Origin of the sequence: uncultured Demequina sp. (genome assembly GCF_913055775.1) — a bacterium.
Classification (GTDB): Bacteria; Actinomycetota; Actinomycetes; order Actinomycetales; family Demequinaceae; genus Demequina.
Genome location: NZ_CAJXJX010000109.1, coordinates 1 through 9,360, shown reverse-complemented (window position 1 = coordinate 9,360; position 9,360 = coordinate 1). Strand labels below are relative to the sequence as shown.

At 71.6% G+C, this 9,360-nt stretch carries 8 protein-coding genes; 1 reads left to right on the top strand and 7 read right to left on the bottom strand.

Features of this window, described 5'->3' with window-relative positions; translation table 11 throughout:
• From QZ483_RS10750 to QZ483_RS10725, 6 genes are all read right to left on the bottom strand, one after another.
• Positions 1-428 (bottom strand): DNA polymerase III subunit delta (locus QZ483_RS10750; RefSeq protein WP_367117104.1); only part of this gene is annotated, 428 nt, incomplete at its 3' end.
• A gap of 4 nt (positions 429-432) precedes the next feature.
• Complete coding sequence (locus QZ483_RS10745; protein WP_297083827.1) at positions 433-2,766, bottom strand: ComEC/Rec2 family competence protein; 2,334 nt, start codon at positions 2,764-2,766, stop codon at positions 433-435.
• Entirely contained in the window at positions 2,766-3,524 is a 759-nt protein-coding gene (locus QZ483_RS10740; protein ID WP_297083825.1) for a ComEA family DNA-binding protein, read from the bottom strand. Before QZ483_RS10740 ends, QZ483_RS10745 begins: the two co-directional genes overlap by 1 nt.
• 105 nt (positions 3,525-3,629) lie before the next feature.
• On the bottom strand, positions 3,630-4,493 hold the full coding sequence (locus QZ483_RS10735; RefSeq protein ID WP_297083823.1) for a DegV family protein: 864 nt from the start codon (positions 4,491-4,493) through the stop codon (positions 3,630-3,632).
• 63 nt (positions 4,494-4,556) lie between these two features.
• Complete coding sequence (gene leuS / locus QZ483_RS10730) at positions 4,557-7,061, bottom strand: leucine--tRNA ligase (RefSeq protein WP_297083820.1); 2,505 nt, start codon at positions 7,059-7,061, stop codon at positions 4,557-4,559.
• A 9-nt stretch (positions 7,062-7,070) separates the two neighbouring features.
• On the bottom strand, positions 7,071-7,667 hold the full coding sequence (locus QZ483_RS10725; RefSeq protein ID WP_297083818.1) for a hypothetical protein: 597 nt from the start codon (positions 7,665-7,667) through the stop codon (positions 7,071-7,073).
• Between the two features lie 4 nt (positions 7,668-7,671).
• Here QZ483_RS10725 and QZ483_RS10720 point away from each other — a divergent pair, with 4 nt between their 5' ends.
• Positions 7,672-8,910: an SH3 domain-containing protein gene (locus QZ483_RS10720; protein WP_297083817.1), complete on the top strand. Its 1,239-nt coding sequence runs from the start codon at positions 7,672-7,674 to the stop codon at positions 8,908-8,910.
• Between the two features lie 34 nt (positions 8,911-8,944).
• Here the strand turns inward: QZ483_RS10720 and QZ483_RS10715 are convergent.
• On the bottom strand, positions 8,945-9,360 hold a 416-nt coding region (locus QZ483_RS10715; RefSeq protein WP_297083815.1), incomplete at its 5' end, for a transglutaminase family protein.

Sequence of the window (9,360 nt, the reverse complement as noted above, 5' to 3'; positions counted from 1 at the left end):
GGCAGGATCAGGAGGGTCAGGATCACCAGGATGCCGGTGGCCAGACCGACGTCGCCCTTGCGCAGCGTGTCGAGCAGCCTCTTGCCGCGAACGCCGCCGCCGTGCCGGATCACGACGACGACGTCGGGATCCGGGGCCGCCGCGTAGGCCAGGCTGTCCGCGAGGAACGCGTCGTTCATCGCCTCGGCTCCCTCGACGATCACCAGGCCCGGCTCAGCGAACAGTGACGGGCTCGCAGCCGCGACGAGTGCTCCGGCGTTGTACGCGCCCGCGTCGAGGACCGTGACGTCCGCCGCCTTGCCGACGGCGAGGTGGATGCGCTCGACCGCACGCGACGCCAACAGCGTCTCGGGACCGCTGACCAGCACGACGGGTGCGGGCTTCGCGCGGTGCCAGGTGGCCTCGGGAGTGCGGTTGCGTGGCGGCATGGGACTAGCCTGCCACTTCCGTACGACAACCCGACCACCGCAGCCCCGACTCATCGTGGGCGACCTCGATCGACCCACACTGGTCTGTGCGAGCGATCTGGGCGTTGGCCCCGTACAGGTCGAGTGCGGACGCCGCAGGGTGTCCGTGGCGGTTGTCGGCGCCCGCGCTGAACACCGCGATCCGCGCATCGATCAGGTCCGCGAGATGCGGCGACTGGACCGCCGAACCGTGGTGCGCCACCTTCACCACGTCGATGGGCACCGGCCCTCCGAGCGCCAGCGCGACAGCCTCCTGCCCCTCCAGCTCGAGGTCTCCCAGGGCGATCACGGACGTCCCCGAGGCCACCCCGATCACGCCGATCGAGGCGTCGTTGGCGGCGGCCGCGCCGCCCGCGTGGAGCGTCGAGACGACGCGGAGCGCCACGTCGCCGACGGTGATGGCCTCACGGAGCGTCGGAACCCGCATCGGCACCCCCTCGGTCGCCAGCGCACGGGCCGCCGCCCCACCCGCGGCGGCGTCCGAGACCCACGCCAGCGCGGGCCGGGCCACGCCCATGACGCCCGACACGCCCCCGTCATGGTCCTCGTGCGGATGGGTGATGACGAGCAGCGGAATCTCCGTGACTCGATAGCTCTCGAGACACGACCGCGCGACGTCTGGATCCGGACCTGCGTCGATCACGACGGCGCTCGACGGTCCGGCGCGCAGCAGCATCATGTCGCCCTGGCCCACGTCGCAGGCCACGACGTCCCAGTCGTCGAGGACCACTCCATGGTCTCGCGCGGTGAGCGCCGGCCAGGCAGCGCCGACCAGGAGAGCACCGGCGCCCACCGCTGCTCCGAGCACCCGCCATCCGGTCCCCACGCGCAATGTGGCGACCACCGCCGCAGCGACGCCCATGCCGGCTGCCAGCGGACCAGCGGGCCCGTCGAGCCATGGGACACGGGCTCCAGGAGCTCCGGCGGTGGCCTCCGCGATCATGGCGATCACCTGGGCCGACTTCCCCGCGACCCACGCCGGAACCAGGGCCCACGATGACGAGACCGCGGCGAGCACCAGGGCCGTCATCCCCGCGGCCATCACGGGCAGGACCGCCACGCCCGCCACCACGTTGGCGACCACGGCGTACGGCGTGAGGCCCGCGCCCATGGACACCAGGAATGGGGTCACGGCGGCCTGGGCGACTACCGGGACCGACGCCGCACGGGCGACGTGAGGCGGCAGCACGCGAGCGAGCAGGTGTGCGACGCGCGGCGCCCACAGGACGATGGCCGCGACCGCGGCGACCGACATCCCGAAACCGATCCTCAGCGCGAGCGCGGGCTCCAGGATGAGCAGGGTCAGCGCCCCGGCGGCGAGCGCGGGGAGGCCGCGGGCCGGCCTGCCCCACGCCGTCGCGAGTGCCACCGCACACGCCATCGCGAACGCCCGCAGGACTGATGGCTCGGGGCCCACGACCGTGGCGAACAGGACCGCCACTCCCAGCACGACGGCCGCTGTCGCCACGCGGGGAAGGCGGCGCCACCGCGCCGCCGCAGCGACGGCGCCGAGCACGATCGCGAAGTGGGCGCCGGACACCGCGGTGAGGTGCGCGAGCCCCGCGACCCTCATCGCCTCGACCTGACGGGTGGGCATCGCGATGGTCTCGCCGAGGATCATGCCTCGGACGAGCCCCCGCTGGCGGTCAGGAAGCCCCTCGGTGGCATCGCGGAATCGCTCACGCCACTGCGCCACCCACGAGTCAGAGCGGGGCTGATCCACGTGGGCCTCCCACATGACCGGGGAGCCCCAGGTGCCCGCCGAGACGGCCCCCGACATGACCGCGACGTCGCCCCGATCGAGCGGGACGTCGACGACCGCCGCCAGGGTCCCGCCCGCGGGCGAGACACACCGCTCGCCCACCTCAGGTGCGCCGCCGCAGTCGGATGCGGTGAAGCCGGGCTGGGTCCACCCCAGGACCTCGGCGTCGACCCACCACCGCGCGTCGCCCCCGGCCAGCGGCCGGCTCTCCGACTCGATCCTCACCGTCACGGTCACGGTGCCGGCCGACTCGAGCTCGTGGGCCCAGAGCCGCTCGCCGTGGACCGTGTGCTGCGCCGAGAGGAGTGCAATCGCCGATGCCGCTGCTGGCACCGCGAACGGTGCGCAGGCGCGGGCGAACTGTGCCGCTGGCCGCCGGCGGCTCCGCACCGCCACCCACACGGCGACAGTGGCAGCCACTGCCACGAGCACACCCATGGCGAGCATGGCATCCCGCGAGCGACCGCCGATCGTCAGCGCCGCGCACCCCCACGCCGCCGCGGCTGCCGGCACGAGCCGGGCATCGTGCCGTGGCATCACACCTGCGCGAGTCCGTCCCAGCCCGCGACCATCGCGGGACCGACCCCGCTCACGCGCTGGACGTCGTCCACCGACGCGAAGGGTCCATGGGCGTCGCGGTCCGCGACGATGCGCTCGGCCATCACCTCGCCGACCCCGGGCAGCTGCTGGAGCTGCTGCGGATCCGCCGCGTTGAGGTTGATAGGTCCTGCCGCCGCACTGAGCTCGCCCTCCTCAGGGACGTGGATCTGCTCTCCGTCCGCGGCCACGCGCGCGAGGTTCACGCCACCGAGGTCGGCGCCGTCGAGCAGCCCTCCCGCGGCATCGACCGCGTCAGCGACGCGCGCGCCCGTACCGAGCTCGACGAGGCCGGGCGACGCGACGGCGCCGGACACATGCACCACGATCGGAGCTGGCGCCGGCACCAACGGCGCATGCGACGCCTCCACCTCCGGTGAAGCCGCAGTCGCGAGAGGTGCACTGGATTCGGAGACCGTCGCGGTGACCGGCGAGGGCACCTGAGACAGCCACCAGGCGAGCGCAGCCAGGACCACGAGCGCTGCGACCACTGTGACGGCGACCCGCGGCTCGATCCGCCACCGCATCGAGGTCGACGCGTCGTGGATCTCGCGCCCGTATGCGGCCTCATAGGCGTGCCCCGCGGCCCGCGCGGCACTCTCGCGCCAGTGATCGATCACTCGGTCGGGAAGCTCCCGTCCCGGCTGCTCCGCAGCGCGGTCAGCTCCGGCGTTGGATGGTTCGACAGGAGTGCTCACGTCTGGAGACGCTAGGAGCACGAGCGACGCGCCACGAGCGCGAAGGCTCCGCACTGTGGAAAACCCGCACCGCTCCACGGCATGGGAACGGCCACCCGGTCGGGGCTACGTGACCTCGGGAGGGAGCTCCACGACCACGGCGGCAAGCGTCCCCGGGCCCGTGTGCCCGGCGAGCACCGCGCTGACGGGAGTGCGCACCAGCATCGCGAGCTCCGGGTGTGCCACCTCGAGCGCCCGCGCGGCGTCGTCGCCGAAGTCCCCGTCGCCCAGCACCATCACGGCCGCGGCCGGCCGGGACAGCGCCGCCACCGTCTCCTCGGCACGCGCCATGACTGCGGCACGTGCACGCTGCGTCGACCGCACCTTGTCGACCATCTGCACCTCGCCATCGACCATCTCGAGGACGGGTCGGATGCTGAGCACCTTGCCCACAGCGGCGATCGCGGGTGACACGCGTCCACCGCGCCGCATGTGCTCGAGGGTGTCGACGGTGAAGATGCACCGCGCGGAGGCTGCGACCGCGCGGGCGACCTCAGCGACCTCGTCGGGCGCGCCACCCCCACGGGCACGCGCCGCCGCGGCCAGCGCCGCAAACCCCGTGCCCATCGCGAGGGTCTGGGAGTCGACGATCGTCACGGGGACAGGGGCGGCATCGGCTGCCGCGCGGGCACCATTGACGGTGCCCGACATCTTCCCGGAGATGAGGACCGCCACCACGTGATCAGCGCCGGACTCGGCTGCCTCGGCGAATGCGACCGCAAACCGTGCGACGGACGGCTGCGACGTGCTGACGGCACTTCCCTCGACCAGCGCGTCAAGCACATCGCTCGAGGTCACGCCGTCGCCCTCATCGTGCGACTCGCCGTCGATGGTCACGAGCAGCGGCACCACGCGGATGCCCCACTTGTCCGCGAGCGCCGCCGGGAGCGACGCTGCAGAGTCCGTGACCACCGCGGTGCGACCTGCCATGGCGTCGAGACTACTCACCGGCGACCGCGCCGTGCATCACGAGTCCGAGCTCTCTCGCCGCGGTCACGCGGGAACGATGTTGACGAGCTTGGGCGCCCGCACGATCACCGTACGAATGTCCGCGCCGTCGAGGGTGCGCTGGACCTGCGGGGACGCCAGCGCCAGCTCGCGCAGCGCGTCCTCGCCGATCCCGGGAGCGACCTCGAGGCGGTCGCGCACCTTGCCCTTGACCTGCACGACGCACGTCACCGTCTCCTCGACCAGCAGCGACTCGTCGACGGTGGGCCACCCCGCGCGCGCGACGTTCTCGCGACCGAGCATCGACCACATGTCCTCGGCGCAGTACGGAGCGAACAGGCTCAGCAGCATCGCCACGGCCTCGGCCGCCTCGCGCACGGCGGGGTCGGCGCCGCCTGGACCCGAGTCGATCGCCTTGCGCGTGGCGTTGACCAGCTCCATGACGCGTGCGACCACGACGTTGAAGCGGAAGCCTTCGACGAGCTCGGCAGCATCGTGCAGCGTGCGGTGGGTGACGGCGCGCAGCGCGGCGTCTCCCGTGGTCAGGTCCACCGTCGGCTCGGAGCTCACGTCGCGCGCGAGGCGCCACGCGCGGGCCAGGAACTTCGCGCTTCCGGCGGGCGAGACGTCGGCCCAGTCGATGTCATCCTCGGGCGGGCCCGCGAAGGACATCGTCAGGCGGACGGCGTCGACGCCGAACTCGTCGAGCTGCTCCGACAGGCGCACCAGGTTGCCGCGCGACTTCGACATCGCGGAGCCGTCCATCTGGACCATGCCCTGATTGAGCAGTGCGCTGAAGGGCTCCTCGAAGTCGATCATTCCCATGTCGTGGAGCGCCTTGGTGAAGAAGCGCGCGTACAGCAGGTGCAGAATCGCGTGGGTGACGCCGCCGACGTACTGGTCGACGGGCGCCCAGCGCTTGGCGTCGAGCTCGTCGAACGGCCCGTCGGTCTTGCCTGGCGACAGGTAGCGCAGGAAGTACCAGGACGAGTCCACGAACGTGTCCATCGTGTCGGTGTCGCGCGTGGCGGCACCGCCGCAGCTGGGGCACGTGGTGTTGACCCAGTCGGTCGCCGCGCCCAGCGGCGACGTCCCCTTGGGCTTGAGGTCGAGTCCCTCGGCGGACGGCAGCTCGATCGGGAGCTGGTCGTCGGGCACACGCACCTCGCCGCACGCGTCGCAGTGCACGATCGGGATGGGCGTGCCCCAGTAGCGCTGGCGGGAGATCAGCCAGTCCCGGAGACGGTAGTTGGTCGTAGCCTCACCGACGCCCTCGGCGGCCAGCTGCGCCGTGATGGTCTCGATGGCCGCTGCCTTGTCGAGCCCGTCAAGGGGCCCGGAGTTCATCAGGACGCCGTCGCCGGTCGTGGCGATGCCGGACTCGCGCGGGTCGGGCAGCGGCTCCCCCTCCTCATCGCGCACGTCGACCACCGGCGTCACCGGGAGATCCATCGCGCGAGCGAAGTCGAGGTCGCGCTGATCGTGCGCCGGGACCGCCATGATCGCGCCGTGACCGTAGTCCGCGAGCACGTAGTCGGAGACCCAGATGGGCAGGCGCGCGCCGTTGACGGGGTTGATCGCGTAGCGTCCCAGGAACACGCCGGTCTTCTCACGATCCGTGCTGAGCCGCTCGATCTCGCTCGCGGACTTCACCTTGTCGAGGTAGTCAGCGAACTCGCTCTGCAGGGCGGCGTCGGATCCCGCGGCCAGCTCCGACGCGAGGTCGGAGTCGGCAGCCACCACGAAGAACGTCGCACCGTACAGGGTGTCAGGCCTGGTGGTGTAGATGTCCACGGGCTCTTCGCGACCCTCGATCGCGAAGCGCACGTCGGCGCCCGTCGAGCGGCCGATCCAGTTGCGCTGCATCGCGATGACCTTGGACGGCCACGTGCTCTGCAGCGTCTCCAGGTCGTCGAGGAGGCGGTCCGCGTAGTCCGTGACCTTGAAGTACCACTGGTTGAGCTTCTTCTTCGTGACAGGGGTGTCGCAGCGCTCGCACAGCCCGCCGACGACCTGCTCGTTGGCGAGCACGGTCTGGTCCTTGGGGCACCAGTTGACGTTCGAGTGCTTGCGGTAGGCGAGGCCCCGCTCGTGGAGCCGCGTGAAGAGCCACTGGTTCCAGCGGTAGTAGTCCGGACGATGCGTGGCGAGGACACGATCCCAATCGAACGAGCACGCGTAGCGCTCCATCGAGGTGCGCTGCTGCGCGATGTTGTCCTCGGTCCAGCCCCGCGGGTCGAGGCCACGGGTGATCGCTGCGTTCTCGGCAGGCAGGCCGAACGAGTCCCAGCCAATCGGGTGGAGAACGTTGAAGCCGCGCTGGGTCCAGTACCGAGCGATCACATCACCCAGCGCATACGCCTCCGCGTGGCCCATGTGCAGGTCGCCCGAGGGGTAGGGGAACATGTCGAGGACGTACTTGGTCGGGCGCTCGTCCGTCGCGTCTCCGGCACGGAACGGCTGGGTCTTGCGCCACACGGGCAGCCAGCGCTCCTCGATCGCGCGGAAGTCGTAGCGGGTCTCGTCAGTCTCGGGGCTCGCGGAAGTCACCAGAAGATTCTATCGGCGCTGCGACGCCACGCGGATCCCGGCCGATGCGTCGGCCGGCTGGGGACACCATGCCTGGTTCCGGGCCAAGTCGCTCAAGCGATCGCGAAGAGTGGCCGAAGAGCGCACAATAGGCGGGTTCACGCGGGCGTCCGCGCCCCAGGAGCGGGAGGAGCGGGTCATGCGCGACACGGGCATGCGCACACGGCGCACGGCGCCGCGCTCGCTCGCCGCGATCACGATCGCGGTGACGCTCGCGGCATCGGCGGGGGTCGGGTCCGCCGCTCCGGCACCTTCCACGAGCGAGTCGCCCAGCGCATCGGCCTCCCCCACCCCAGAGGCATCACCCTCACCCTCGGTGTCGCCCTCGCCTAGCCCCGCGCCCTCAGCGTCTCCCTCACCCTCAGTGTCGCCCTCGCCCAGCCCGACACCGACGCCCTCCCCCACTCCATCCCCCTCACCCACGCCGTCTGCGGAGCCTGAGCCTGAGCGCGAGCCGGCCGCCGAGCAGGACGCGCCCGAGCCCCTCGCGCCCTCGATCGACGGCGCCTCCTCGATCGACAGCGCCACGTCCAGCGCGGTGCTGGCCGCCACGTCGATCCGCTTCACGGACGTGTCCTCGCAGGTCGGTGCCGCCGCGTTCTCACCGTTCGCGACGGAGATCACCTGGCTCGCGCAGGTGGGCGTCACGCGCGGATGGCTCGAGAGCGACGGGACCCGCCAGTTCCGCCCGCACGCCTCGGTCGCGCGCGACGCGATGGCCGCGTTCCTGTACCGCTACGCGGGGGAGCCCGCTCACTTCGAGCCGAGCCGGTCCCCGTTCCAGGACATCCGCGCGAGCGGCACGTCGTTCTACCGGGAGATCACGTGGGTCGAGGAGGCGGGCATCTCACTCGGATGGACGGTGGCGGACGGAGCCGAGTTCCGCCCCTACGAGCCCATCACCCGCGAGGCGATGGCAGCGTTCCTGTACCGATACGCGGGCTCTCCCCCGGTATCGACCACGGGCGCCTCCCCGTTCCTCGACGTCGACGCCTCCTCGCCGTTCTACAAGCAGATCCTCTGGCTCGCCGAGACGGGCGCCACCCGGGGCTGGCAGACGGCCCAGGGTGCGGAGTTCCGCCCCAAGGCCACCATCGCGCGCGACGCCATGGCCGCGTTCCTGTACCGGCTCGATCGTGCGGGGATCGTCTTCACCCCCACGGGCACCGCGCCGGTCCTGCGCCACTCCGCGCTCGCGGTCTACGGCGCGAACGCCCTCAACATTCGCACCGCGCCGTCGACCTCGACCCCCGTCATCACGCAGGAGCCACGAGGCACGCTGCTCACCGTCACGGGAGCGATATCGCCTGGCGGCTGGATCGAGGTCATCGTCGACGGCAAGCGCGGCTGGGCCTCGGGCTACTACCTGGCCGGGGTCGACGGCGCAGCCATCACCCGCGTCAAGTCGTTCTACTCGAACGGATACCTGCCGGAGGACCGGCTGTGCTCCCTGCCCTGGGACCGCGCCGAACTGCTGCTCTGCCAGGCCGCCGACGACCTTCAGCGGCTCAACGCGGCCTTCAAGGCGAGGTACGGGATCAACATCCCGATCAACGACTCCTACCGCGACTACGACGGCCAGGTCCAGGCGCGCGCGGTGCATGGCAACCTCGCCGCGGTTCCCGGCACGTCGAACCACGGGTGGGCGGCCGCGATCGACATCGCGGGCGCCGCGCTGCCGGGCGGCTATGACGGCGACGCCTACCTCTGGCTGAGGCAGCAGCTCACGGCCTACAACTGGGTGCTTCCCTCGTGGGCGAGGCCGGGCGGCACGAAGCCGGAGCCGTGGCACTTCGAGTACACGGGCTAGGCGACCGCGACGATGCGGCGGCCGGGGACGGCGGTCAGGACACCTGGGTGATCGATACGGTCACGTCGAGGTGCTCGGTCGAGCCGGCGACCACTCCGGACAGTGGCGGAATGTCGGAGTACTCCCGGGCACGGCCGACGATCACGTGGTGATCGCCCACCTCGCGGTCGTTGGTGGGGTCGAAGCCGGTCCACTCCCCTGACCACCACTCGACCCACGCGTGCGACTCGCCCTGAACCGTCTCCCCGATCGCGGCATCGCGCTTGGGGTGCAGGTATCCGGAGACGTAGCGAGCGGGAATCCCCACCGTCCTCAGCGCCCCGATCGCGAGGTGAGCGAAGTCCTGGCACACGCCCGAGCGGTCCTCCCACGCCTCGCGCGCGGCGGAGTGGACGTTGGTGGAGCCCGGCACGTACTTGATCTGGTCGTGCAGGTAGTCGCACACAGCCC

Excerpts from the sequence above, each read along its gene's own strand:
- QZ483_RS10745 (WP_297083827.1), bottom strand. The coding sequence starts at position 2,766 with ATGCCACGGCACGATGCCCGGCTCGTGCCGGCAGCCGCGGCGGCGTGG.
- QZ483_RS10735 (WP_297083823.1), bottom strand. The coding sequence starts at position 4,493 with ATGGCAGGTCGCACCGCGGTGGTCACGGACTCTGCAGCGTCGCTCCCG.